Annotated in this window: 17 protein-coding genes; 14 read left to right on the top strand and 3 right to left on the bottom strand. The window is 59.4% G+C overall.

The genetic code is table 11. The features are described 5' to 3' along the window. The first annotated feature begins 109 nt into the window (after positions 1-109). From RMV17_RS10905 to RMV17_RS10895, 3 genes are all read left to right on the top strand, one after another. A complete protein-coding gene (locus tag RMV17_RS10905; protein ID WP_311886499.1) occupies positions 110-1126 on the top strand; it encodes an arginine N-succinyltransferase in 1017 nt (338 codons plus the stop codon). A 61-nt stretch (positions 1127-1187) separates the two neighbouring features. After that, positions 1188-2222, top strand: coding sequence for an arginine N-succinyltransferase (gene astA / locus RMV17_RS10900; RefSeq protein ID WP_034152533.1), 1035 nt, complete (start codon positions 1188-1190; stop codon positions 2220-2222). Between the two features lie 167 nt (positions 2223-2389). Further along, positions 2390-3259, top strand: a complete 870-nt coding sequence (locus tag RMV17_RS10895; RefSeq protein WP_007919546.1) for an oxaloacetate decarboxylase — start codon at positions 2390-2392, stop codon at positions 3257-3259. A gap of 132 nt (positions 3260-3391) precedes the next feature. Here the strand turns inward: RMV17_RS10895 and RMV17_RS10890 are convergent, their stop codons facing one another. From RMV17_RS10890 to RMV17_RS10880, 3 genes are all read right to left on the bottom strand, one after another. Further along, positions 3392-3694: a hypothetical protein gene (locus RMV17_RS10890; protein WP_034152534.1), complete on the bottom strand. Its 303-nt coding sequence runs from the start codon at positions 3692-3694 to the stop codon at positions 3392-3394. A 535-nt stretch (positions 3695-4229) separates the two neighbouring features. Continuing rightward, the gene (locus RMV17_RS10885; protein WP_311886498.1) at positions 4230-5468 is read right to left on the bottom strand and encodes a M20/M25/M40 family metallo-hydrolase; all 1239 of its coding nucleotides are present in this window, start codon (positions 5466-5468) and stop codon (positions 4230-4232) included. A gap of 213 nt (positions 5469-5681) precedes the next feature. Then, on the bottom strand, positions 5682-6755 hold the full coding sequence (locus tag RMV17_RS10880) for a diguanylate cyclase (protein ID WP_311886497.1): 1074 nt from the start codon (positions 6753-6755) through the stop codon (positions 5682-5684). A gap of 177 nt (positions 6756-6932) precedes the next feature. Here RMV17_RS10880 and RMV17_RS10875 point away from each other — a divergent pair, with 177 nt between their 5' ends. The 11 genes from RMV17_RS10875 (at position 6933) to RMV17_RS10825 (ending at position 23610) form a co-directional block, all read left to right on the top strand. Then, on the top strand, positions 6933-8387 hold the full coding sequence (locus RMV17_RS10875; protein WP_311886496.1) for an NAD(P)/FAD-dependent oxidoreductase: 1455 nt from the start codon (positions 6933-6935) through the stop codon (positions 8385-8387). Positions 8388-8408: 21 nt separating this feature from the next. Then, positions 8409-9335 carry an alpha/beta fold hydrolase gene (locus RMV17_RS10870; RefSeq protein WP_034152538.1) on the top strand — a complete coding sequence of 309 codons (927 nt, stop codon included), beginning with the start codon at positions 8409-8411 and terminating at the stop codon, positions 9333-9335. Between the two features lie 136 nt (positions 9336-9471). Continuing rightward, positions 9472-10971: a glycolate oxidase subunit GlcD gene (gene glcD, locus RMV17_RS10865; protein WP_311886495.1), complete on the top strand. Its 1500-nt coding sequence runs from the start codon at positions 9472-9474 to the stop codon at positions 10969-10971. Beyond that, positions 10971-12020 carry a glycolate oxidase subunit GlcE gene (gene glcE, locus RMV17_RS10860; protein WP_311886494.1) on the top strand — a complete coding sequence of 350 codons (1050 nt, stop codon included), beginning with the start codon at positions 10971-10973 and terminating at the stop codon, positions 12018-12020. Before glcD ends, glcE begins: the two co-directional genes overlap by 1 nt. 2 nt (positions 12021-12022) lie before the next feature. Further along, entirely contained in the window at positions 12023-13243 is a 1221-nt protein-coding gene (gene glcF / locus RMV17_RS10855; RefSeq protein ID WP_311886493.1) for a glycolate oxidase subunit GlcF, read from the top strand. An 88-nt stretch (positions 13244-13331) separates the two neighbouring features. Next, positions 13332-14711: a VOC family protein gene (locus tag RMV17_RS10850; protein WP_311886492.1), complete on the top strand. Its 1380-nt coding sequence runs from the start codon at positions 13332-13334 to the stop codon at positions 14709-14711. 430 nt (positions 14712-15141) lie between these two features. After that, positions 15142-15657, top strand: a complete 516-nt coding sequence (locus tag RMV17_RS10845) for an Hcp family type VI secretion system effector (protein WP_007919523.1) — start codon at positions 15142-15144, stop codon at positions 15655-15657. 130 nt (positions 15658-15787) lie between these two features. Beyond that, on the top strand, positions 15788-17830 hold the full coding sequence (tssI, locus tag RMV17_RS10840) for a type VI secretion system tip protein TssI/VgrG (protein ID WP_311886491.1): 2043 nt from the start codon (positions 15788-15790) through the stop codon (positions 17828-17830). Beyond that, a complete protein-coding gene (locus RMV17_RS10835; RefSeq protein ID WP_311886490.1) occupies positions 17820-18557 on the top strand; it encodes a DUF4123 domain-containing protein in 738 nt (245 codons plus the stop codon). Before tssI ends, RMV17_RS10835 begins: the two co-directional genes overlap by 11 nt. Further along, positions 18557-23212 carry a polymorphic toxin type 47 domain-containing protein gene (locus tag RMV17_RS10830; protein ID WP_311886489.1) on the top strand — a complete coding sequence of 1552 codons (4656 nt, stop codon included), beginning with the start codon at positions 18557-18559 and terminating at the stop codon, positions 23210-23212. The genes RMV17_RS10835 and RMV17_RS10830 overlap by 1 nt, the downstream gene beginning before the upstream one ends. Next, positions 23209-23610: a hypothetical protein gene (locus RMV17_RS10825; protein ID WP_311886488.1), complete on the top strand. Its 402-nt coding sequence runs from the start codon at positions 23209-23211 to the stop codon at positions 23608-23610. Before RMV17_RS10830 ends, RMV17_RS10825 begins: the two co-directional genes overlap by 4 nt. Positions 23611-23638: the final 28 nt, after the last annotated feature.

Here is a 23638-nt window from a genome sequence, read left to right as displayed (position 1 = left end):
GAGCGGCGTCTGACAACAAATCAGGCGACCGCCGATTTATCGCGTGGAAACCGACAGTGATAGTCAGGTTCGGCGACTTTGCCGAACCTTTTGATACAGGAGTACATCCATGCTGGTCTTACGCCCAGTCGAGCAGACTGACCTGCCCCAGCTACAACAATTGGCCCGCGACAGTCTGGTGGGCGTGACCTCCCTGCCGGACGACAGCGAGCGCCTGCGCGAGAAAATCGCCGGTTCCTGTGCCTCGTTCGCCAGCGCGGCAGAGGCTAACGGCCCGGAGAACTACTTTTTCGTGCTGGAAGACCTCGACAGCCAACGGCTGCTCGGCTGCTCGGAAATCCTCGCGACGGCGGGTTTTGACGAGCCGTTCTACAGCCTGCGCAACCGCCACTTCACCAGTGCGTCCCGCGAGCTGAACATCGAACACGGCGTGCCAGCGCTGTCGCTGTGCCACGACCTCAACGACCACACGCTGCTGCGCGGCTTTCACATCGACGCCAATCTGGTGCGCACGCCATTTTCCGAGTTGCTGTCCCGCGCGCGCCTGTTGTTCATCGCCGCCCATGCGCCGCGCTTTGCCGAGGCGGTGATTACCGAAATCGTCGGCTACAGCGACGAGGCCGGCAATTCACCGTTCTGGGATGCGCTGGGCAAACATTTCTTCGACCTGCCCTACGCGGAAGCCGAACGGCTGTGCGGGCTGCAGAGCCGTACGTTTCTTGCCGAACTGATGCCGCAATACCCGATTTACGTGCCGATGCTGCCGCAAGCCGCGCAAGACTGCATCGGTCGCATTCACCCGGACGGGCAGGAAGCCTTCGACATCCTTGAGCGTGAGGGCTTCGAAACCAACAGCTACATCGACTTGTTCGACGCAGGCCCGACCCTGTATGCGCGCACCTCGAATATCCGTTCGATTGCCCGTAGCCAGACCGCAACTGTGCAGCAGCAACCCCGGATCGATGCCCGTGGCCGTTATCTGCTGAGCAATGACGCGCTGCACGGCTTCCGGGCAATCATGGCCGAACTCGATTTCCAGACCGATCAACCGCTGTCCCTCACCCCCGCAATGTGTGCGGCGCTGAACGTGACCGATGGCAGCCCGATCCGGCTGATTGCCCTGTGAAGCCCGCGCGGTTGCGCAGCCAACGACAGTGCCCGAACAGGCGCGCAGAAGGAGTTACAGCATGATTGTCCGCCCGGTCAAAGTCAGCGACCTGCCAGCCTTGATGGCGCTGGTGCAACAGGCCGGCCCGGGGTTCACCACCCTGCCGGCCAACGAAGATCGCCTGTCCCACCGGGTCCGTTGGGCACAACGGGCGTTCGCCGAACAAGTGGAACGGGCCGACGCGGACTATCTGTTTGTGCTCGAAGACGACGACATGCGCGTGGTCGGCGTCAGCGCCCTGGCCGGAGCGGTCGGCTTGCGCGAGCCCTGGTACAACTATCGGGTCGGGTTGACCGTGAGTTCGGCGCCGGATCTGGGTATTCAGCGGCAGATTCCGACGCTGTTTCTCAACAACGAACTGACCGGCCAATCCGAGCTGTGCTCGCTGTTTCTCGGCCATGACCAGCGTCACGGCAGCAACGGCCGCCTGCTGTCGCTGGGACGTTTGCTGTTCGTTGCCGAGTTCCCGCATCTGTTCGGTGAGAAGATGATTGCCGAACTGCGCGGCAGTGCCGATGAACACGGTTGTTCGCCGTTCTGGGACAGTCTGGGCCGGCATTTCTTTCAAATGGACTTCAGCCATGCCGATCACTTGTCGGGCCTTGGCAACAAATCGTTCATCGCCGAACTGATGCCGCGCCAGCCGCTGTATACCTGCATGCTCACCGAACAGGCCCAGGCGGCGATCGGCCAGGCACACCCGAATACCGAGCCGGCGCTGAAAATCCTTCAGGCCGAAGGTTTTACCCACAAAGGCTACATCGACATCTTTGACGGCGGCCCGGTGATCGAAGCGCCGGTGCGCTCGATCCGCACCGTGCGCGAGAGCGTCGAGCTGACCCTGAGCCTCGGCAGCCCGGATGAACAGGCACCGCTGTGGCTGATTCACAACCGCCGTCTGGAAAACTGCCGCATCACCGTCGCCCGCGCCCGCCGGGTCGGCAGCAGCCTGGTCATCGACCGCCTCACCGCCAAGCGCCTGCAACTGCAACCGGGCAATTCGGTACGCGCGGCGATGCTGCCCAATCAACAGCAACAGGCGGTGGCGGCCTGACGGTCATCACCGCAAAAAGGTAAATCCTTTCAGCAAAAGCGTCCGCGACAACCTGTCCCTTGCAAATTCGTCATGATCATTGACCCATTCGCGTGATAGCCTTTTCATTCTTCGGCGTTGACACCTTTGTTCAAGCCTTTCCATTCCTTTGTATTGGTGGAACTCGTATGACCAGGCTTTCCCATCAAGATTTGCGCCGTAATTTCCGTCAACTGCTGGCCTCTGACACCTGCTATCACACGGCGTCGGTGTTCGATCCGATGTCCGCGCGCATTGCCGCTGACCTGGGTTTTGAAGTGGGGATTCTCGGCGGTTCCGTGGCCTCGTTGCAGGTGCTCGGTGCCCCGGACTTTGCCCTGATCACCCTCAGCGAGTTCGCCGAACAGGCCACCCGCATCGGCCGTGTCGCCCAACTGCCGGTGATCGCCGACGCCGACCACGGCTACGGCAACGCCCTCAACGTGATGCGCACCATCGTCGAACTGGAACGCGCCGGCGTCGCCGCCCTGACCATCGAAGACACCTTGCTGCCAGCACAATTCGGCCGCAAATCCACCGACCTGATCACCGTTGCCGAAGGCGTCGGCAAGATCCGCGCGGCGCTGGAAGCCCGGGTTGATACGGAAATGGCGATCATCGCCCGTACCAATGCCGGCATCTTGCCGAACCAGGAAATCATCAGCCGCACTCGCCAATATCAGGCGGCCGGGGCTGACGGCATCTGCATGGTCGGCATTCAGGATTTCGATCAGCTTGAGCAAATCGCCGAACACCTGACCGTACCGTTGATGCTGGTGACCTACGGCAACCCGGCACTGCGCGACGACAAACGTCTGGCCGAACTCGGTGTGCGTGTGACCATTGATGGCCATGGTGCGTACTTTGCGGCGATCAAAGCGACGTATGACAGCTTGCGTGAACAGCGGCAGATCTTTACCCAGGCTTCCGATCTAAGCGCGACCGAGTTGACGCACACCTATACACAGCCGGAGGAATACATTCTCTGGGCCAAGGAATACATGAGCGTCAAGGAGTGATGGGTTGGCCGGGCTGACGCCATCGCTGGCAAGCCAGGCTCCCACAGGTTATGCGGTTCGACATCAATTGATGGTTCAACACCAAACCCTGTGGGAGCTGGCTTGCCAGCGATGAGGCCTGCCGCTACAGCGCTAAACCGGCGTCTTGTAAGCCTCTTCCCGCTGCACCGCCCGCGCCTGAATCACATTCAGAATCGCACAGCCCTCGCGCATCAACAGATGCACCGCGCTGGTCACCCGCGTCAGATCACAATCGGAAATGCCCTTGAGGTTGAGACTGGCGAAGGTGTCGGCCAGATCGCGCACGACCACAAACCGGTGCATCGCACAGGCGGCCATGTCGCTGAGTTCTGAGTGAGTGTTGAGGAAGAGCACCGGGGATTCGGCGTCGTAGGTGTCGATGGGGAGGAAGCGGGGCATTACTTGGTCGGTCATAGAGTTCACTCCAAATAGGGGTCAGGTGCTGTATTCGACCGGCCAAGATCGTCGCAGAGTTTTCTGCGAGCCGAGACTATAAGAGCCGCGCTCAACGGCCGCAATGAGCGCTTCTGTCGGACTTTTCGGTATTTTTTGTACGCCGTTCGCGACTTCCATTTTTCCCACAAAAGCCCCTCACCCTAGCCCTCTCCCAGAGGGAGAGGGGACTGATTGGGGGATGCTCTGGAGCTACGCCGACGTGAGAGACCGCGTTGAATGCGAATTTGCATTCAACTTGATCTGCCGGTTGCCACATGGACCACAAACAACACGGTCAGTCCTCTCCCTCGGGAGAGGGAACCGATTGGGGGATGCTCTGGATCTACGCCGACGTGAGGGACCGCGTTGAATGCAAATTTGAATTCAACTTGATCTGCCGGTTGCCACATGGACCACAAACAACACGGTCAGTCCCCACTCCCTCCGGGAGAGGGTTAGGGTGAGGGCAAATGCACCTGACACCCCACCCGCATCAGTCACACCACAAACCCACTCACCGCGGCTTGGCCAACTCCATAATCATCCGCGACAACAGATAAATCCGCGGCGCCACGCTCGCCACTTCGGCGTATTCCTCCGGCGTGTGGATATTGCCGCCAACAATCCCGAAACCATCCAGCGTCGGCGTGCCGACTCCAGCGGACAGACTGGCATCCGCCGCACCGCCACTGCCCTCCTCCGTCAACTTGCGGCCAATCTCGCCATAAATCCCCTGAGCCATGGCCATCAGACGATCCGACTCGGCCGTCTGCGGCATCGGTGGCAAGCCGCGTTGCAGAGAAGTCTTCACTTCAGTCTCAGGAATTAATTTGTCCTGCGACACCCGCGCCAGATCCTTCTCAATCCGGTCAAATTCCTCCGGCACTGCCGCGCGCACGTCAGCCTTGGCCGTGGCTTGATCGGGAATCACGTTGGTGCGGTCGCCGGCCTTGAGCACGGTGAAGTTGATGGTCGTTTTCTTATCCGCATCGCCGAGCTTGCCCAGTTGCAGAATCTGGTGCGCCGCTTCCATCGCCGCGTTGCGCCCCAGTTCCGGCGCGACGCCGGCGTGTGCGGCTTTGCCCTTGACCTCGACCAGCGCCGTCGCGCTGCCCTTGCGCCACACCACCAGGCCATCGGCCGGGCGGCCCGGCTCAAGGTTGAGGGTCACGTCGTGCTGTTTGGCGGTTTTCTTGATCAGGTCGGTGGCGACGTCCGAGCCGGTTTCTTCACTGGCGTCGAGCAGGAAGGTGATTTGCGCGTAGTCCTTGAAGTCGAGGTTTTTCAGGACTTTCAGCGCATAGATCCCGGCGACGATGCCGCCCTTGTCATCCATCACCCCTGGCCCGTAAGCGCGGCCATCCTTGATGTGAAACGGCCGCTCGGCCGCCGAACCTTCCTTGAACACCGTGTCCATGTGCGCCATCAGGAGGATTTTTGCCTTGCCGGTGCCTTTCAGCGTTGCCAGCACATGGTTGGATTTTTCCGGCGTGTTGGGCACCAGTTCGATGGTGGCGCCGAGCTTTTTCAGCTCATCGATAGCGATGTCGCTGACTTGCTTGAGGCCGGGTTCATAGCCGGAACCGGAGTCGATATTGACCAGCCGCTCCAGCAGCTTCAGGGCTTCTGGCTGGTATTGCTCGGCATCGGCGAGCACTTGTTTGTGCGGTTCGGCGAAGGCGTGGGCAGCGGAGAAGGCGAGAGACAGGCCGAGGCTGGCGGCCAGCAGGGAGCGAGAAAATGAGAACGTCATGAAGCGATCCTTGTTTCGCGTCGGGGAGTTTTAACCGTACCCGACATCGGCGCGAGGCTCTACACCGAATGCGACACTGATCTAACCGACAACACAAAACCCTGTGGGAGCGAGCCTGCTCGCGAAGGCGTCGTGTCAGGCGATATCAATCTTGGCTGACCCAGCGCTTTCGCGAGCAGGCTCGCTCCCACAATGGATTTGTGGTGATGCGGATCAAACCGAATCCAGCAACGGCTGCCGGGGCTTGTCATCGCAATTGCAGATCACCCGGTTACGTCCGCTCGCCTTGGCCTCGTACAACGCCTGATCGGCATCATTGAGCCAGCGTGTCGCGTCGGCATGCGCCGGATCGTACGCCGCCAGGCCGATACTCAAACTGACCTTCAACGCCGGATTCTGCTCATAACCCAGAATCGCGAAACGCTCGCGCAACGCTTCCATCGCCTGCGCGGCGTTGAACAGCGGCAGATCCGGCAAAATCACGCAGAACTCATCACCGCCGTAACGCCCGGCAACGTCTGTCGCTCGCAGGTTCTGCTTGAGCAACTTGCTCAACTGGCGCAACACAATGTCGCCGGCAACATGGCCGTAGGTATCGTTGATCGCCTTGAAGTGATCGATGTCGATCAACGCAATCGCCGCGCCCTGTTTCTGCCGTTTGCAACGCTGAAAAGCGATCTCCAGCTGATCCTTCCAGGCGCCGTGGTTGAGCAACCCGGTCAGGCTGTCGGTGCGGCTCAGGGCAAGCAATTCGCGTTTATGCCGACCGAGGGTGTAGGCCTGGCGAAAGCAGATCCAGCCCAGCGCCAACGGGTACAGCAGCAGCAACGGAAAACAGGCGTACATTTGCGCAGGCGAGGTCTGCGGAACGAATGCCGGAGCAAAGACCACCAGCCCGACGCCGACCCCGAGCAACTGCGCCGCCGAGCCTGCCAATAGAAAGCGTGAACCGCCGATCGCGACGTTGTTCATCGCCATCATCGAAATGGTCGTCGCCGTGGGTAGCGGATTGAAATGCATGGCGGCAAGCCAAAAGCCGCCGAAAAAAGCGTCGATCAACAGATTGCGGTGTTCAGCGTGGTAAGGAACCCGGGCGCGGCGTGCCCATTGAAACGCCAGATGTGGCCAGACCAGGCCGTTGAAGAGCATCAGCGCCCAGACCCACAGTGGCGGATCGAGCGAGTACATCGCCACGCTCACGCACACGAGCCCCAGAATCAACCCGAGGATGCGCGACGTATAAAGCCTCCTGGCCAATGAAAGTCCCTTTCCTCCGGTATTTCCCATAAGGACCTCGATCACGCACACCGCAGGACGGATGTGCTGGAAGTCTAACAGGGCGACGTTAAATAGCCATCACCGGCCAGCGGGCTGAATAGAGCGACATCAGGGCCGCACACAGTGCAAATATTTGGCTATACATGAAAGGAGCAAAATGGAAAAACAACTATAAGAAGGAGGCCCATGCACACCTATCACGTGTTGATCATTGGCAGCGGTTTTGGCGGTCAATGTGCTGCGGTCAACCTGCTCAAGGCCGGGATCGACGATTTTCGCCTGCTGGAACGACGGAACTTCTTTGGCGGCACCTGGTGCCAGAACACCTACCCCGGCGCGGCGGTGGACGTGCCGTCGCCGCTGTATTCGCTATCGTTCGCGCCGTACCGCTGGTCGCAGATGTTCGCCGGGCAAGCCGAATTGCAGCGCTACACCGAGCATGTCATCGAGCAGTTCGGTTTGCGTGAGCGCGTGGAGTTGGAGGCCAATGTCGAGCGCGTCGAATGGGACGACACGGAAAAACGCTGGGCCGTGCACACCGCCAGCAAAGGCACCCTTTATGCGCAGTTCCTGATCAATGCCACCGGGCCATTGAGCCAACCGGTCACCCCACACTTTCCTGGCCAGGATCGCTTTCAAGGCAAGACTTTTCATACGAACAACTGGGATCACAGCTACGACCACCACGGTAAACGCGTGGCAATCGTCGGCAGCGGCGCCAGTGCGGTGCAGGTGATTCCGGCGATTGCGTCGCAGGTCGAGCAATTGCACGTGTTTCAGCGCACGCCGCATTGGGTGCTGCCCCGCGCCGACCGCCAGTTCGGGCCGTTACAGCGCTGGTTGCTTGGCCTGAAACCCGCCTACAAACTGTTGCGCTGGCTGATTTACTGGCAATTCGAAACCCGGGTCATCGCGTTCAAATATTCGAAAGCAGCGATTCACATGGTCCAGCAGCACGCCCTGCGTTTTCTCAAACGCCAGGTGCCGGACCCGGCGCTACGAGAAAAACTCACCCCGGACTTCACCATCGGCTGCAAACGGGTACTGGTGTCCAGCACTTATTACCCGGCGCTGAGTCGTCCCAATGTCACCTTGCATACCCGCGAGCAAGGCATCGCTTCCATGGACGAAACCGGGATCAACACTGAGGACGGTCAGCACATCGATGTTGATCTGATCGTCTGGTCGACCGGTTACGACGCCACCGACGGGGTGATTTCCTACCCGGTCAGCGGAAAAAACGCCGTGCAACTCAGAGAGGTCTGGGCGCAATACCCGCGCGCGTATCTGGGCACCAGCCTGCCGGACTTTCCCAACCTGTTTATCGTCACCGGCCCGAACACCGGCATCGGTCATACCTCGGCGCTGTTCATCATCGAGTCGCAGATGAACTACATCCTCGACTGCATTCGCACCGTGCAAGCGAAGGGTCTGCGCAGCATCGAAGTGCGCCGTGAAGCGGAACGTACCTACACTGAGATGATTCATCGGGAAATGCAGCGCACGGTCTGGAAGTCCGGCGGCTGCCACAGTTGGTATCAAAGCAAGAGCGGTCATGTGATCGCGATGTTTCCCGGCTTCAGTTTCAGCTATCACCGCTTGACCCGGGCGCTGAAACCGGCCGACCACATTCTGTCCTGAACACGTAAAAGGAAGACGTCGATGCTTTTGCTGTTTGTCGCCCTCGCGGTTTTCGTGGCCTGGAGCTGGTTGAGTTATCCGGCGGTCGGTCATTGGCTGTACGACCTGAACATGGCCATCGAGGCCAAGTTGTACAAATTGCACAAGATCGAAGTGCCGATCGCCGAGATGACCGTCTCGACCTGGCAAGGCGGGCCGTATGAAGCGGCCAGCGCGATTCTGATGCTGCATGGCTTCAGCGCCGAGAAGAACCTGTGGCTACGCTTTTCCCGGCACTTCGTGCGCCAGTACCGGGTGATCATCCCGGACCTCGCCGGCCATGGTGAAACCGGCTTCAAGGCTGGCGGCGGCTACGACATTCCGCTGCAAGCCAAACGCATGATCCAGTTGCTCGACGTTTGCGGCGTGGAGAAAGTCCACGTAATCGGCAACTCGATGGGCGGCTACATTGCCGCGTGGCTGGCGGCGACTTATCCGGACCGCATCGCTTCGGTGGCATTGATCGACCCGGCGGGCGTCACCGCGCCCGAGGCCAGCGACATGGAGCGGCATCTGGCGCGCGGGCATAACCCGTTTCTGATCAACTCGCGGGAAGAGTTTCGCCAGTTTTACGCGATGACCATGGAATCGCCGCCGTGGGTGCCGAACCTGGTGCTGGACGCCATCGCCCAGCGCTACGAACAACAACGCGATGAACTGGAGGAGATCTTCCGCGATTTTCGCGCCAGCCCGCCGATGGAGCCGAAACTCGCCGACATCAAGTGCCCGGCGCTATTGCTCTGGGGGCGCAAGGATCGGCTGATCGACGTCAGCAGCGTGCCGGTGTGGAGCAAGGGCATCGCCAATCTGCGCGTGGATGTCTGGGATCATGTCGGGCATATGCCGATGGTTGAACAGCCGGGGAATACTGCGCGGCTGTATCGCGAGTTTTTGGGGAGCCAAAGATGACAATGCACCCCGCCCCTGATCGTTCCCACGCTCTGCGTGGGAATGCCTCAAGGGACGCTCCGCGTCCAGTGACGCAGAGCGTCACGGGCTGCATTCCCACGCAGAGCGTGGGAACGATCAAGGGTAAGGGCTTGAGATGAACATTCTTTATGACGAACGCCTCGACGGTCCGTTGCCGCAGGTGAACAAGGCCGAATTCCTCAAGGCATTGCAGCAAGCAGTACCGGATCTGGATATTTTATGGCGCGAGGACGAACTCAAACCCTACGAATGCGACGGCCTCTCCGCTTACCGCACCACGCCGATGCTGGTCGCCCTGCCCCGTCGACTCGAGCAAGTGCAAACCCTGCTCAAACTCTGCCATGAGAAAAACGTCCCGGTGGTTGCCCGCGGTGCCGGCACCGGCTTGTCCGGCGGCGCCTTGCCGCTGGAACAGGGCCTGCTGCTGGTGATGGCGCGCTTCAATAATATTCTGCACATCGACCCGGCCGCGCGCACCGCGCGGGTTCAACCGGGGGTGCGCAATCTGGCGATCTCTCAGGCAGCGGCGCCTTTCAGCCTGTATTACGCGCCGGATCCATCCTCGCAGATCGCCTGTTCGATTGGCGGCAACGTCGCCGAAAACGCCGGCGGCGTGCATTGCCTCAAGTACGGATTAACCGTGCACAACCTGCTGAAAATCGAAGTGCTGACCATCGAAGGCGAACGCCTGACCCTCGGTTCGGACGCCCTCGATTCAGCGGGTTTCGATTTGCTCGCGTTGTTCACCGGCTCCGAAGGCTTGCTGGGGATCATCACCGAAGTCACGGTCAAACTGCTGCCCAAACCCCAAGTCGCGAAAGTCCTGCTGGCCAGTTTCGATTCAGTGGAAAAGGCTGGCCGCGCCGTCGCTGAGATCATCGCGGCGGGGATCATTCCCGGCGGCCTGGAGATGATGGACAACCTCGCCATTCGCGCCGCTGAAGATTTCATCCACGCCGGTTACCCGGTCGATGCCGAGGCGATTCTGCTGTGCGAACTCGATGGCGTCGAAGCCGATGTTCACGACGATTGCCAGCGGGTGCGCGAGGTCATGACCGAGGCCGGCGCCACCGAAGTGCGTCAGGCCCGCGACGAAGCCGAACGCGTGCGGTTCTGGGCTGGGCGCAAAAATGCTTTCCCGGCCATCGGACGTTTGTCGCCCGATTACTACTGCATGGACGGCACCATCCCGCGCCGCGAATTACCCGGCGTCCTGCAAGGCATCGCCCGCCTCGGCGAAGAATACGGTTTGCGCGTGGCCAACGTGTTCCATGCCGGCGACGGCAATATGCACCCGCTGATTCTGTTCGACGCTAATCAACCGGGCGAACTGCACCGCGCCGAAGCCTTGGGCGGCAAGATCCTCGAACTGTGCGTGCAGGTCGGCGGCAGCATCACCGGCGAACACGGCGTCGGCCGCGAGAAAATCAACCAGATGTGCGCGCAATTCAACAGCGATGAACTGAGCCTGTTCCACGCAGTTAAAGCCGCGTTCGACCCACAAGGCCTGCTCAATCCCGGCAAGAACATTCCGACCCTGCACCGCTGCGCCGAATTCGGCGCGATGCACATTCACGCAGGGCAATTGCCCTTCCCCGAACTGGAGCGCTTCTGATGGCCGATGTCGACGCCGCCAGCGCCCTGCTCGATCAGGTCAACGAGGCCCGGGCCAACGCCACGCCGCTGAAAATTCAGGGTGGCAACAGCAAAGCGTTCCTCGGCCGCGAGGTCGCCGGCGAAGTGCTCGACACCCGCGCCCACTGCGGCATCGTCCGTTACGAGCCGACCGAACTGGTGATCACGGCGCGCGCCGGCACGCCTCTGTCCGAGCTGCTGGCGGCGCTGGATGCTGCCGGACAAATGCTGCCCTGCGAGCCGCCAGCGTTCGGCGAAGGCGCAACGGTTGGCGGCATGATCGCCACGGGTTTGTCCGGGCCACGACGGCCGTGGTCTGGCTCGGTGCGCGACTTCGTCCTCGGCACGCGGGTGATCACTGGCCTTGGGCAGCACCTGCGTTTCGGCGGCGAAGTGATGAAAAATGTCGCCGGCTATGACCTGTCGCGGCTGATGGCCGGCAGTTACGGCTGCCTCGGCGTGCTCACCGAGGTCTCGCTGAAAGTCCTGCCGAAACCGCGTCAGTGCCTGAGCATTCGCCTCGATATGGAATGCGCGCGGGCGCTGGCCAAGCTTGCCGAGTGGGGCCAGCAGCCGCTGCCGATCAGTGCCGCGTGTCACGATGGTCAGAGCCTGTATCTGCGGCTCGAGGGCGGCGAAGGTTCGGTGACGGCGGCGCATCAACGCCTCGGGGGCGAGCCGCTGGATTCGGGGTTCTGGCGGGATCTGAATGAGCAGCGTCTAGGGTTTTTCGACGAAGGCCTGCCGCTGTGGCGCTTGTCTTTGCCGAACAATCTCGGGCCACTGGATCTGCCCGGCGAGCAACTGATCGACTGGGCCGGGGCACAACGCTGGCTGAAATCCGACGCGGCGCACATTCATATCCTCGCTCAGGAACTCGGCGGCCATGCCACCTGCTTTACCCACGGCGCCTGCTCTTCGCCATTCCAGCCGCTGGCCTGGACACTGCTGCGCTATCACCGACAACTCAAGGCGCAACTCGACCCGCAAGGGCTGTTCAATCCCGGTCGGATGTACGCGGAGTTCTAGCCATGCAAACCACCCTCAGCGAACAATCGCGACAACTGCCCCGCGCCGCCGAGGCGGAGAAGATTCTGCGCACCTGCGTGCATTGCGGCTTTTGCAACGCGACCTGCCCTACCTATCAGTTGCTTGGCGATGAACTGGATGGCCCGCGCGGGCGCATCTACCTGATCAAACAAGTGCTCGAAGGCGCACCCGCGACGGCGCAGACGCAACTGCACTTGGACCGCTGCCTGTCGTGCCGTAACTGCGAAACCACCTGCCCGTCCGGTGTCGACTATCACAACCTGCTCGACATTGGCCGCGCGGTGGTCGATCACGCGGTGCCGCGGCCGGCGGCGCAACGCCTGTTGCGCGAGGGTTTGCGCGCATTGGCGCCGAATCCAGGGTTGTTCAAAGGCTTGCTACGCGTGGGCACGACGTTTCGGCCGCTGTTGCCGCGCTTGCTTGAAAGCAAACTGCCGCAGCACTTGCCGGTTAACGGCTCGCGCCCTGCCCCTCGCCACGCCCGTCGCGTGTTGTTGTTGGAAGGCTGCGTGCAACCGGGGTTGTCGCCAAACACCAATGACGCTACGGCGCGGGTGCTGGATCGCTTGGGCATCAGTGTCACCCCGGTGGCCGAGGCCGGGTGTTGCGGCGCGCTGGACTATCACCTCGACGCGCAAGCCAAAGGCCTCGACCGCGCCCGGCACAACATTGATGCCTGGTGGCCGCACCTGCAGAACGGTGCCGAAGCGATTGTGCAGACCGCCAGCGGTTGCGGCGCATTCATCAAGGATTACGGGCATTTGCTGGAAGACGATCCGCTGTATGCAGCCAAGGCCCGGGAAATCAGCGAGCGCACGCTGGATCTGGTGCAGGTACTCGCACAGGAACCGCTCGAACAGATCTGCGCCGCCACTGAACGGCGGATTGCCGTGCATTGCCCATGCACGTTGCAGCACGCATTGAAACTGGGCGGCGCGGTGGAAGCCGTGCTGACGCGCCTCGGCTTCAATCTCACCGCCGTGCCCGACGGCCATTTGTGCTGCGGCTCGGCGGGCACCTATTCGCTGACGCAACCGGTGCTCGCCCGGCAACTGCGCGACAACCGTCTCAACGCGCTGGAGAGTGGCCGCCCTGAGCTGATCGTCACTTCCAACGTCGGCTGTCAGAGCCATCTGGCCAGTGCCGGACGCACGCGGGTGATGCACTGGATCGAACTGGTCGATCAGTCGTTGGCAGAATGAAGTTCGTAGGATTCTTCGTTTGCCCGCGTGCGAGAAGGCTGCGATCTTTTCCCTCATTCATTCCGTGACCGTGGCAGGAATTTTTTTCATGACCGTGCAGCCGTTCGTCAGCCCCGACCTGATCCGCCAACGCTTCTCCAAAGCGATGTCCGACATGTACCGCGAAGAAGTGCCGCTGTACGGCGCGCTGATGGAGTTGGTGGAACAGACCAACCGCGAAGTGCTTGCACGTCAGCCGGACATCGCCCGGCAGCTCGACAGCACCGGTGAAATCCAACGGCTGGACATGGAGCGCCATGGCGCCATTCGCGTCGGCACCGCCACCGAACTGGCCACCCTCGCCCGCCTGTTTGCGGTGATGGGTATGCAGCCGGTGGGTTATTACGACTTGACTCCGGCGGGCGTGCCGGTGCACTCCACGGCGTTTCGCGCGGTGCATGAGGAGGCGCTGCAGATCAGTCCGTTCCGCGTGTTCACCTCGTTGTTGCGCCTGGAATTGATTGAAGATCCGCAGCTGCGCGCCTTTGCCGAATCAGTGCTGGCCAAGCGTTCGATCTTTACCCCGGAGGCGATGCGCCTGATCGCGCAAGCTGAAACCGCAGGCGGATTGAATGAAAGCGAGGCCGAGGCATTCGTCTTACAGGCACTGGAAACTTTTCGCTGGCATCACAGCGCTACGGTCACCGCTGCGCAATATCAGACGTTGAGCGCGCAGCATCGCTTGATCGCCGACGTAGTGGCGTTCAAAGGCCCACACATCAATCACCTGACGCCGCGCACGCTGGACATCGACAGCGTGCAGGAACAGATGCCGGCCCATGGCATCACACCGAAAGCCGTCATCGAAGGCCCGCCGCGCCGGAAGTGCCCGATCCTGTTGCGCCAGACCAGTTTCAAGGCGCTGGACGAGCCGATCGCCTTCACCGATCAAAGCGAGACCCATGGCAGTCACAGCGCGCGATTCGGCGAAATCGAACAACGCGGCGCGGCACTCACACCCAAGGGTCGAGCGCTGTACGACCGCTTGCTGAATGCCGCGCGCGATGAACTCGGCGACTTCCCTAACGAAGGCAATGCCGCACGCTACAACGCGCTGATGGCTGAGCACTTTGGCGAATTTCCTGACAGTGTCGAGGGTATGCGTGAACAAGAGCTGGCGTACTTTCGCTATTTCGTTACGGAAAAAGGGCTGGCTGCTGGAGGGCTTGGGCAGTCGTCTCTGGAGGACTTGTTGCGCGATGGTCATGTGAAAGCGGAACCGTTGGTGTACGAAGATTTCCTGCCGGTGAGTGCGGCGGGGATTTTTCAGTCAAACCTTGGGGACGCGGCGCAGGCGCACTATGGCGAGCATTCCAATCGACAGGCGTTCGAGCAGGCGCTGGGGCGCACGACCATTGATGAGTTGCGGTTGTATGCGGCGACGCAGCAGCGTTCGATTGATGATTGTCTGTCCCAATTTGCGCATTGAAAAATCAAAAGATCGCAGCCTTCGGCAGCTCCTACAGGGGAAATACATTCCAAATGCAGGAGCTGCCGAAGGCTGCGATCTTTTGATCTAAAAGTTTTAAGTAGCCGCCTCGACCAAATGATGGCGTGTGGCCATTGTGCGCAAGAAGTTGCGCACTTGTTTTGCAAAACAGATCGCGAAAACCGCTGAGAGCCACGTCGTACAAGGCCTGCAGCCAAGTGCGCAAGAAGTTGCGCAGTACTGCGCAACTTCTTGCGCACTTTTGCCTTGGATGGCCGCTCTATTTCTCACGTCCACCGGAAAAACCGGGCAAACACCCCGGCCCGTATGGCCGCCACAATTGTTGGCACGCTCCTTGATAACAGTCAGGCACCCACCGGGCGATTTCGCCTCCCGGGCACCTTAAATTATTCCGCAAGGAGAGCACCCCATGGCAACACCAGCGTACATGTCGGTTACCGGCGAAAAACAAGGCCTGATCACTGCAGGCGCTTTCACCGCTGACTCCGTAGGCAACACCTACCAGGAAGGCCACGAAGACCAGGTTATGGTTCAGGCTTTCAGCCACGACGTGATCATCCCGCGTGACCCACAATCCGGTCAGCCAACCGGTCAGCGCGTTCACAAGCCAGTTGTGATCACCAAGGTCTACGACAAGGCTTCGCCTCTGCTGCAAGCCGCTCTGACCTCCGGCGAGCGCATGAGCGAAATCGTTATCCAGTGGTTCCGTACTTCTGCTCAAGGCACCCAAGAGCACTACTACACCACCAAACTGGAAGACGCGATCATCGTCGCCATCAACAACAAAATGCACAACTGCCAGGATCCAGGCAACTCGCACTTCACCCACCTGGAAGAAGTGCAGTTCACCTACCGTAAAATCACCTGGACCCACGAAGTATCCGGTACTTCGGGTTCCGATGACTGGCGTGCTCCAGTCGTTTAATTACGGCTGATCGTTACAAGCATCGGCCAGCTCTGCTGGTCGATGTTGTTTTCGCCCTCCAGAATTTCGCGTAAGTTGAGCCGCTTTGCGGTCGTCGACGTACGCCGCTGTACAGCACGAGGAACAAGGGATGTTCGCGCCGGCCAATGAAACTCACTTTGCCCTGACCATCGAAGGTCTTTCTGCTGACTTTCAGGTATTCACCCTGCAAGGTCGCGAAGCCATCAGCCAGCCTTTTGTCTTTGAGGTGGAGCTGGTCAGTGAGCAGCCGTCGCTGGACCTCGAAACCCTGCTGCACAAACCGGCCTTCCTGCAACTGTCGCCCGACGGCAGCGGCATCCACGGCCAGATCTACCGCGCCGCGCAAGGCGATTCCGGCAAACGCCTGACCCGTTATTCGGTAACCCTGCGTCCGCAATTGTCCTACCTCGCGCATCGCGTCAATCAGCGCATCTTCCAGAACCTCACCGTGCCGAAAATCATCGGCAAGGTCCTCGAAGAGCACGGCATCCAAAGCAACGCCTACGAATTCAAGACCGGTTCGATTTATCCCGAGCGCATCTACTGCGTGCAATACGATGAATCGGACCTGCATTTCATCCAGCGCCTGTGCGAGGAAGAAGGTATTCATTACCACTTCGAGCACACGGCGACGGCGCACAAACTGGTATTCGGCGATGACCAGACGGTGTTCCCGAAACTCAAGCCTGTGGCCTATCAGCAAGACTCCGGCATGGTCGCCAGCGACCCGGTGATCAAGCGCTTCGACCTGCGCCTGGAAACCCGCACCAGCCGCACCACCCGCCGCGATTACGACTTCGAAAAACCACGCCTCACCCTCGAAAGCGAAAACCGTGGCGACGCCCTGCCCGACCTTGAAGACTACGATTACCCCGGTCGCTTCATCGACCGCGAGCGCGGCAAACACCTGGCCAAACGCGCCCTCGAACGCCATCGCAGCGACTTCCAGCTCGCCGAAGGCAAAAGCGATCAGCCATTGCTGGTCAGCGGCCACTTCCTCGCCCTGACCGCGCACCCGAAAGCCAAATGGAACGACCTCTGGTTACTGACCGAAGTCCTCCACGAAGGTAAGCAGCCGCAAGTCCTCGAAGAGTCAGTGACCAGCGACACCACTGCACTCAAAGACGATTTCCACCAGGGCTACCGCAACCGCTTCCAGGCCACGCCGTGGGACGTGCCGAACCGCCCGCCCCTGCGCCACCCGAAACCGCGCATCCTCGGCAGCCAGAGCGCCGTGGTCACCGGCCCGAAAGGCGAAGAGATCCATTGCGACGAATATGGCCGCGTCAAAGTCCAGTTCCACTGGGACCGCGAAGGCCAGGCCGACGACAAAACCAGCTGCTGGCTGCGCGTTTCCAGCGCCTGGGCCGGCGCGCAATACGGCGGCATCGCCATCCCGCGCATTGGCATGGAAGTGCTGGTCACCTTCCTTGAAGGCGACCCTGATCAACCGCTGATCAGCGGCTGCCTGTACCACAAGGAAAACACCGTCCCCTATCCACTGCCGGCGAACAAGACCCGCAGCACCTTCAAGACCCTCAGCTCGATGGGCGGTGGCGGCTACAACGAACTGCGCATCGAAGACAAAAAAGGTCAGGAACAGATCTACCTGCACGCCCAGCGCGACTGGGACGAAAACATCGAGCACGACCAGAAAATCCGCGTTGGCAACGAACGCCACGACACCGTCGAAAAGAACAGCTACAGCGAATTCAAGGCCGAAGAACACCACACCGTCTACGCCGACCGCAAAGTCGAAACCCGCGCCAACGACCACCTGACCGTCGGCGTCAATCAGCACATCAAGATCGGCACCGGCCAGTTCATCGACGCCGGCCAGGAAATCCACCTCAGCAGCGGCATGAAAGTGGTAATGGAAGCCGGCGCCGAGCTGACCCTGGTCGGCGGCGGCAGCTTCATCAAGATCGACGCCGGCGGCGTGACTATGAGCGGCCCGGTGATCAATATGAACTCCGGCGGAAGTCCCGGCAGCGGCACGGGCGCCGCCCCGCTGATGCCCGGAGTCCTGAAACAGGCCGACGCCGACAAGGCCGGCCAAGTCCTCACCCCGGCCCAGATCAACACCCTCAAACGTAACGCGCCATTCTGCGAAGAATGCGAAAAATGCAAGGCAGGTGCCTGTGCCATCTGATCGAATTACGCCCAAGGATTGGCTGGCGCAACAGCCGTTGCAGACTGGTGAGCGTTTGTATCTGGTGATTAGTGCGGCGAGTGATTCCGACGCGCTGAAAAACCTGTATCTCACCGAACCCACCGCCCAGCTCATCCCGATCTGGGGCGGCACGCCCTACTCCACTTGGCAACCGGTGATGCCGTATGTCACCGAACTCAAAGCCAATTCCGCGTTCCTGCCGTGGATCGCTGAAACCGATGCCCTCGATTGGGGCTGGCTGGCGGTGTCGCGTTCCGAGCCGAACGACGTTTTCGAGCATCTGCGCAGTCTGACGCAGGTGAAGATGCCGGACGGGACCGAGGTGTTTTTCCGGTTTTGGGATGGACGGCATATCTACCCGATTCTGCATGGGCTGGGGGAGAAGGCTGGGGAAGTGATGCCGATGTTTGAGCGGTATCTGATTAACGGGCAGTCGCTGGAGGTTGGGACGCGGGTTGTGCCGAAGGTGAAAGATTGGCCGTGGTGGGAGGTGCCGAAGCCGTTACTGGACGGCTTGGCCAAGGAAAATCCGACGACGCTGATCAGCAACTTGATGCAGTGGCTGGAAGAAGACCGACCAGACATTTATACCGCCTGGCCCGAAAACAACCTGAAGCTGAAAATCAGCCGTTTCGTGCGCCGTCCGGACGCACCGAAAAACCTTAAAGAAGCACTGTTAAACCACCTGATTCTGGAGCAAGGCTGATGGATCGCGTTGCCTTTGTTGACAACCAACTGAACACCTTCAAGGACAGTCTGAAGCTGTATCAGGAACAAACCAAAACCTGGTATGCGCGGGCTGCCGACAAGGCCAGTCGAGCCGCTGACTTGCCCTCCTTGCTGGGTATGGAGCGAGTGATCAAAGTTGGCGACACCAGCAAAGCGGTGAGCATGACCGACGGTAATTTCACTTCGAACGTGGCTCAGTGCCCGCTCAAGGGACCGTTGCTGATCGAGAGTAAATTCGAGTCGGTTTACGACATTCCTATCGGCGAAATCGAAGTCGAGATCGTGGCCGTTGAGGGTGGTGCAGTCAGCAAGGTCAAACTCGATGCTCAAGGCAAAGCCGCCTGGACCGGCGGTATTCCAGGCAAGTTCTACGAGATCCGCGTTCATAACGAAGTGACGCCGGCACAAATCGATGCCCTCTTCAGCTCCTACAGCGGCGTGACCGCAGACCTAGAAGGTTTTCTTCGCAAAGAGTGGGCCGGATTCAAACCGCAATGGTCGAACGTTTCCACCTCGGGCACCGCGATGGCGATTGGCACCGGCATTCTTGAAGGTGGCTGGGAGGCCATCAAGGGTGTGTGGGATGGCATCAATCAGGTGCTCGACATCCTGCAGGACCCGGGGAAATTCAAAGATGATCTCGGTGCTGGCGCACAAAAGCTAATCGATATTGCCCAAAGCACACCGGACGTCATGAAAAAGGCCATGTTACTGGCCAGCGATGAAGCAGCATTGTTCCTGCTGGTACGCAGCGCCGTGATCTGGCTCGCAGGGTTGCCGCCAATGAAGATGGCGGGCGACATCGCGAAGATGACCACGGCAATGGTCGTCGGTATCGCCATCGACATCGTTATTGGCGTGGTATTGACCATTGCGGCTGAAGGTACCGGGGTTATCTACCTCGCTGCCCGACTGAAGAAATACGGTGAGCTTGTCATCAACGCCGTGGTCGGTTTCGTTAAGTCGCTGTTCAAGATCATCAATGGCTTTATGGAATACGTCGCGAAATACACCGCTGTTGCGGCGCGGGGTGTGACGGCCAAGGTGAGAAACGGAGTTTCTGAGTTGCGTTTTGACGGGAAGAAAAACGCGAAACTTGCCGAAGGCAAAATAGCTGACGATGCCTCGAAGCAAGCCACGACTCCCGCTAATAAAAGCGCGGAGCCTGTGTCCTGCACGCGCGTCGACAAGTGCCCGGTTTCGATGGTGACCGGTGAAGAACTGTTGACGCTGACCGATGGTCAACTCGATGGCCTGCTGCCGTTTGAATGGACACGCCTCTATCGAACCAGCGCAGTGGAAATTGATTGCGGCTTGGGTTATGGCTGGAGCCATGCCTTGGCTCATCGCATCGAAATCAATGGCGATGAAGTCATCTGGACCGACCACGAAAACCGCTCAACCCCCTTCCCGCTTCCAACCGAACAACGCCCGGCCATCACCAACAGCCTTTCCCGCGCGGCAATTTTCCTCGGTGACGATCCATCGGAACTGATTCTGGCCCAGGCCGGCAAGCGTCCATCGTTCTACCACTTCCGCTTTAACAGCAAAGGCGCCACCCTGATCGCCATCAGCGACAGCTATGGCAATCGACTGCACGTCACACGCGATATCCATGGTCGTATCAAACGCCTCGACAATGGCGCCGGTCGCGCCTTGCTTCTGCGCTACGACCGAAAACACATCGTCGCGGTCGACTATCAGCAGTTTCTGCCTGCTGACAATCTGGAAGACGCCTGGAATACGGTGCAGACGCTGGTCACCTACAGCTATGACACCCAGCATCGTTTGATCGAGGCGAAGAACGCGGCCGGTGAAGCCGAACATTATCGCTACAACGAACAGCACGTCATTCTCGAGCGGCAACTGGCGGGCGGCGCTGCGTTCTACTGGGAGTGGGAGAACGAAGGCAAACTGTCTCGTTGCACACATCACTGGGCCAACTTCTCGCAGATGGAAGCGCACTACGCCTGGGATGACAAAGGCAGCGTGACTGTCACCAACGCCGACGGCAGCGAAGAGGTTTACACCCACGACGACCAAGCGCGATTGATCAGCAAGATCGACCCGGACGGCGCCGAGCACCTCAAGGCCTACAACGACAAAGGCCAGTTGATCGCACAAAAGGACCCGTTGGGCGCTGTCACCGAGTACCGCTACAACGACAACGGCTTGATGACTGCCGTCATCCCGCCGGAAGACGAAGCCACCACCTACGAATACATCAACGGTTTCGTCAGTGATGTCCATCGCGGAAAAGCCAGTTGGAAGTACCAACGCAACCGTCAGGGCGATATCACCCAGCAAATCGACCCGGACGGCAATGCCACGCTCTACAGCTACGATCCTCAGGGCCGCCTGCTGGAGATTCGCCACCCGGACGGCAGTCGCCATCAACTCGGCTGGAACAACCTCGGCCAGTTGCTGGAAGAACGCCTGCCCGATGGCGGCCAGCGCAAGTATCGCTACGACGCGCTGGGTCGGCAGATCACCCGCCAAGAAGAGTCCGGCGCCATTACCCAATACCAGTGGGACGCAGCTAATCGCCTCGCTCAGGTCACGCTGCCGGGCGGCGCAACCCGTGCGTTTACCTATAACGCCTACGGTAATGTCACCGCTGAACGCGATGAACTCGGCCGCATCACTCGGTACGAATATGCCGAAAATCTGCATCTGGTCAGTCGCCGCATCAACCCCGACGGCAGCCAACTTCGCTATCGCTATGACAACTCACGTCTGCTGCTGACTGAAATCGAAAACGAGCGCGGCGAGCAATACCACCTCGATTACTACACCAACGGCCTGATCCAGCAGGAAACCGGTTTCGACGGTCGTCGTACGGCTTACGAGTATGACCTCAACGGCCAACTGCTGAAGAAAACCGAGTTCGGCGACGATGGCAGCGAACTGGTCACCGAGTACCAGCGCGATGCGGCTGGCCGGCTGCTGGTGAAAACCCTGGCCGATGGCGAAGAAATCCACTACAGCTACGATGCCCTCGGTCGCCTCGTAAACGTCGACGACGGTCATTGGCCGCTCGCCTATAAATACGACCTGCAAGACCGCCTCATCGAAGAACACCAAGGTTGGGGCACCCTGCGCTACGAGTACGATAGCGTTGGTCAGCTCAAACACTGCCGCCTCCCCGACGGCAGCAAACTCGATTACCGTCACCAACCCGGCGGGCAACTCAGCAGCATCGACCTCAACGGCTCACGCCTGACCTCTCACCAGTTCAGTGCTGGGCGCGAACAAAAACGTCAGCAAGGTTTGCTGCTCAGCCAATACCAGTACGACGAACAAGGCCGTCTGCAAGCCCACACTGTTGGCCAGCGAGACAAGAGCCTGTTCCAGCGTCGTTATAACTACGACGCCAATGGCAATCTCGCGGGTATCGATGACAGCCGTAAAGGCAACCGCAGCTATCACTACGACCCGCTCGACCGACTGATCAGCGTGCGCGGTGCTACTCCGGAAAGCTTCGCCCATGACCCGACGGGCAACCTGCTGGGCCAAAGCAATGAAGGCACAGCAAACCTCGCCAACGTCAAAGGCAACCGCCTGCTGATGCAGGGTGATCGCCATTATGACTACGACGCCTACGGCAATCTGATTCGCGAGCGTCGCGGCGCCGGCCAGAAACTCGTCACCGAATACCGCTACGACTGTCAGCACCGCCTCGTCGGTGTCAGCCTGCCGGGTGGAAGCATCGCGAGCTACAAATACGACGCCTTTGGCCGCCGTATCGAAAAAACCGTCGACGGGCACACCACCGAATTCCTCTGGCAAGGTGAACGCCTGATCGCAGAAAGCGCTGAAAACCGCTATCGCAGCTACATCTACGAACCGGGCAGCTTCCGTCCACTGGCGATGCTCGATGGCGAAGGCCCGCGCAAGGCTACGCCGTTTTACTATCAACTCGACCACCTCGGCACACCGCAGGAGCTCACCGACTACAGCGGTGAAATCATGTGGTCGGCGAAGTACCGAGCCTACGGTAATCTCGCCGCGCTGGACGTCAGCGAGATCGATAACCCATTGCGCTTCCAGGGTCAGTATTTCGATGCGGAGACAGGGTTACATTACAACCGGCACCGCTACTACAATCCGGGAACTGGACGGTTTTTGACGCCGGATCCGATCAAGCTTGCGGGTGGGTTGAATAACTACCAGTACGTGCCTAACCCTACGGGGTGGGTAGACCCTCTAGGTCTAGCTAGCGGCCCGACAAATTGTCCACAGCCTGTCCCAGGCGGAACATGGAAATTCAATTCTGAGGTTGATTTAGACTGGAGGGATACACCTGGGACGTCATACCAGCAAATGCACAAAGGATTGGACGAGGCATTTACTCGAACAGGCGTGCCGAAAAACGAATTTTCAGTTACCAAGTGGGGCAAAGACCAATATGGAAAATCTTACCCAACAGAATGGCGCGTATTAGAGGGCAGAAATAAGGGTGCAGAAGTAAACATAGATGATCCTCGCCTCGTTCCTTCTGGTGATGGTCCGGCAGATCCTCATGTCGGTTACCAAACGCCAGGTAAGCGTGGTACAGGTGGGGCTGTTAGAGGACACATATTGTTAGAATCTGTGCCTGTATCACGCGCGAGAATTGGAGATCCTCAATGAACTACCTAGAAAAAGAAATCGATTCGGCATTATCAGAGCAGAACTTAGCGCATGAGAAATTACGCGAGAATGAACTATCTAAATTGATCATGACGCTAACGGCATCATTTTTTTCTTCTGAAACAAAGGGCCTCGACCCTTTTTACTTGAGGAGCCCCCAAAAAAAACACGATCCAGACTTCTGGAAAAAAGTAGACATTCTCGAAAATTTTGAAAACCCCTTACTAATAGTTCAAGACAGTAAGATTCACGCTTGGAAACTAGCAACCTCTGCAGATCTTAAAACGCTATTTTCCGAAACGACTGGATTCCCATTCTGGATAGTCGACGACAACTTCAAAGTGCTAATCTATATGGATGATCATGATTGCGTTCATACCAGCGATAGCACTCATTAAAAACAAATCGACTCTAGGTAACCGAAAG

Source organism: Pseudomonas sp. VD-NE ins (genome assembly GCF_031882575.1).
GTDB lineage: Bacteria > Pseudomonadota > Gammaproteobacteria > Pseudomonadales > Pseudomonadaceae > Aquipseudomonas > Aquipseudomonas fluorescens_BZ.
Note: the sequence above shows the minus strand (reverse complement) of the source record. Positions and strands in the feature narration are given on the sequence as shown.

What these genes read in the sequence shown, in the direction of transcription:
- glcE (WP_311886494.1), top strand. Translation starts at nt 10,971, where the DNA reads ATGGCCGATGTCGACGCCGCCAGCGCCCTGCTCGATCAGGTCAACGAG.
- RMV17_RS10890 (WP_034152534.1), bottom strand. Translation starts at nt 3,694, where the DNA reads ATGACCGACCAAGTAATGCCCCGCTTCCTCCCCATCGACACCTACGAC.
- glcF (WP_311886493.1), top strand. Translation starts at nt 12,023, where the DNA reads ATGCAAACCACCCTCAGCGAACAATCGCGACAACTGCCCCGCGCCGCC.
- RMV17_RS10825 (WP_311886488.1), top strand. Translation starts at nt 23,209, where the DNA reads ATGAACTACCTAGAAAAAGAAATCGATTCGGCATTATCAGAGCAGAAC.
- RMV17_RS10905 (WP_311886499.1), top strand. Translation starts at nt 110, where the DNA reads ATGCTGGTCTTACGCCCAGTCGAGCAGACTGACCTGCCCCAGCTACAA.
- RMV17_RS10885 (WP_311886498.1), bottom strand. Translation starts at nt 5,468, where the DNA reads ATGACGTTCTCATTTTCTCGCTCCCTGCTGGCCGCCAGCCTCGGCCTG.
- tssI (WP_311886491.1), top strand. Translation starts at nt 15,788, where the DNA reads ATGTTCGCGCCGGCCAATGAAACTCACTTTGCCCTGACCATCGAAGGT.
- RMV17_RS10880 (WP_311886497.1), bottom strand. Translation starts at nt 6,755, where the DNA reads ATGGGAAATACCGGAGGAAAGGGACTTTCATTGGCCAGGAGGCTTTAT.
- RMV17_RS10875 (WP_311886496.1), top strand. Translation starts at nt 6,933, where the DNA reads ATGCACACCTATCACGTGTTGATCATTGGCAGCGGTTTTGGCGGTCAA.
- RMV17_RS10895 (WP_007919546.1), top strand. Translation starts at nt 2,390, where the DNA reads ATGACCAGGCTTTCCCATCAAGATTTGCGCCGTAATTTCCGTCAACTG.
- RMV17_RS10845 (WP_007919523.1), top strand. Translation starts at nt 15,142, where the DNA reads ATGGCAACACCAGCGTACATGTCGGTTACCGGCGAAAAACAAGGCCTG.
- RMV17_RS10850 (WP_311886492.1), top strand. Translation starts at nt 13,332, where the DNA reads ATGACCGTGCAGCCGTTCGTCAGCCCCGACCTGATCCGCCAACGCTTC.
- glcD (WP_311886495.1), top strand. Translation starts at nt 9,472, where the DNA reads ATGAACATTCTTTATGACGAACGCCTCGACGGTCCGTTGCCGCAGGTG.
- astA (WP_034152533.1), top strand. Translation starts at nt 1,188, where the DNA reads ATGATTGTCCGCCCGGTCAAAGTCAGCGACCTGCCAGCCTTGATGGCG.
- RMV17_RS10830 (WP_311886489.1), top strand. Translation starts at nt 18,557, where the DNA reads ATGGATCGCGTTGCCTTTGTTGACAACCAACTGAACACCTTCAAGGAC.
- RMV17_RS10870 (WP_034152538.1), top strand. Translation starts at nt 8,409, where the DNA reads ATGCTTTTGCTGTTTGTCGCCCTCGCGGTTTTCGTGGCCTGGAGCTGG.